Origin of the sequence: Buttiauxella sp. B2 (genome assembly GCF_006376615.1) — a bacterium.
Classification (GTDB): domain Bacteria; phylum Pseudomonadota; class Gammaproteobacteria; order Enterobacterales; family Enterobacteriaceae; genus Buttiauxella.
The window spans coordinates 1-1,854 of sequence record NZ_VEXQ01000065.1 but is presented as its reverse complement, the minus strand read 5'-3'; the positions used below and the strand labels follow the sequence as shown (position 1 = coordinate 1,854).

The following is a 1,854-nucleotide window of genomic DNA, read 5'->3' as shown; positions in this document are numbered from 1 at the left end:
TGTGGTCTACCGGGAGGTTGTCGGCAACGACAGTATCACGGTGAGACTCTATGGTTACCTGCTGTTCTCCGGGCTCGATAAGATGAGTACCAATACGTCCCTGAGTCTGATTGTGGGGCCACAGCGATGGACCGCCGGGGAAACACCCCCCGATCAGCTCTTCCCCCTTGAAACGCCAGGGTATCTGGAGCAGTCATCAAGTCGGTACCCGTTTCGGATCATTACCCGCATATCTCCCACTGACTATTTCGATAATATCTGGCGTTTTTCCAGATTCAGTCTCATTGCCTGGGCTCTTCTGAGTCTGGTTGCGGGTGTCTGGGTGTTCAGGAAGTCGGGACGCATGCACTCGCCCGAGCAAGAATTGCGACGGGCGCTGGAGCATCGGGAGTTCATTCCCTACATCCAGCCCGTAGTGTCCGGTGAAAATAAGCGCATGACAGGCTGTGAAGTCCTGATGCGTTGGCAACATCCCCGGCAGGGCATCATATCGCCGGATCGTTTCATCCCCACAGCGGAACACAGCAGCCTTATTATCCCCATGACCCGGGTTCTGATGGAGCAGGTACGTGAACAGTTTTCCCCCCTGGTACATCAGCTACCTGAAGGCTTCCATTTTGGCTTCAATATCAGTGCCGCACACTGCAAGGATTTTAGCCTGGTGGAGGATTGCCGCGTGTTCATTGATACCTTCCGGGACAATCCCATCACGTTGATACTGGAGTTAACCGAACGCGAATTGTTGGTGGCGGATGATATAACAGGCCAGTTGATTGCCGAACTTCACGCCCTCGGAGTCCTCATTGCTATCGATGACTTTGGTACCGGAAATTCCAGCCTGAGCTACCTGCAAAACTTCAGCATCGACATTCTCAAAATCGACAAGAGCTTCGTCAGCATGATTGGGACTGACGCACTCTCCGCACATATCGTGGACAACGTTATCGACCTGGCGAACCGGCTCGACCTGAAACTGGTGGCGGAAGGGGTAGAGACCGAGGTGCAGTCTGCCTACCTGAGGACGCGTAACGTGACCTTCCTGCAAGGGTATTTGTATGGCAAGCCCATGCCGGTATCGGAATTTCTGAGTCAACTGCCCGCCTGAGCATTGCCGTTTCTTTTAACTGAGGCAAATTGGCATGGAAGTGCCTAAATTAGACGTGGCAATTCACTGATGAGAAAACGGCTACCGTCCCTGTAACAGCCTGAAGTTGACCTGGGTAATCGTATACCGGTGTAGTGATAAGGAAACAGGGCTCGGATAACATCATGGCGCGGATTATTGAACCCACTAACGACGTCGGATATATGGTCGCAAACCGTATCGAACCAGTACTTGCATCACCCGGGGCGTCCATATATGGTTTACTGAATTTGACCACCTGATCTGAGGTAATATGCTCACCTCAGATCAATGCTCCTCACTAAATAATTTCTAAGGGAAATAGAATTCGTTACTTGAACTTAAAATGTTACCGCCTTGTTGATTATTGACTCTTTTGGTTTTATTTTAATTTTTCTTAATTATTTATTTAAATATTTTAAATTTAATTTATCACGAATTACTTTTTTCTCTCTGCTTATTTATCATTGTTTTTATTGCAGATTAAATTAATTTAAAAGTATATTATAAGATATTTCATGTGTTATTTTGGTATGATTCTCTCAGGATATTTATATCGACGGCAGTATATTCCACGCCTGCGCGATTAACTGGTATTTATTTTGAGACTATGATGAAAAATAACCCCTGTTCAGACGGCAGGTATTCTGTTGCCGTCAGAAAAAAAATTGTGACATTTATTTGTATCGGTCTGCAGCTGTTGCCACCGGTTTCCACGCTGGTGATGGCTT

At 47.2% G+C, this 1,854-nt stretch carries 1 protein-coding gene; it reads left to right on the top strand.

Translation table 11 applies throughout. From position 1 onward, the window contains the following. The coding region (locus tag FH968_RS23490) for an EAL domain-containing protein (protein ID WP_139883891.1) at window positions 1-1,105 on the top strand (1,105 nt) is incomplete at its 5' end. Window positions 1,106-1,854: the final 749 nt, after the last annotated feature.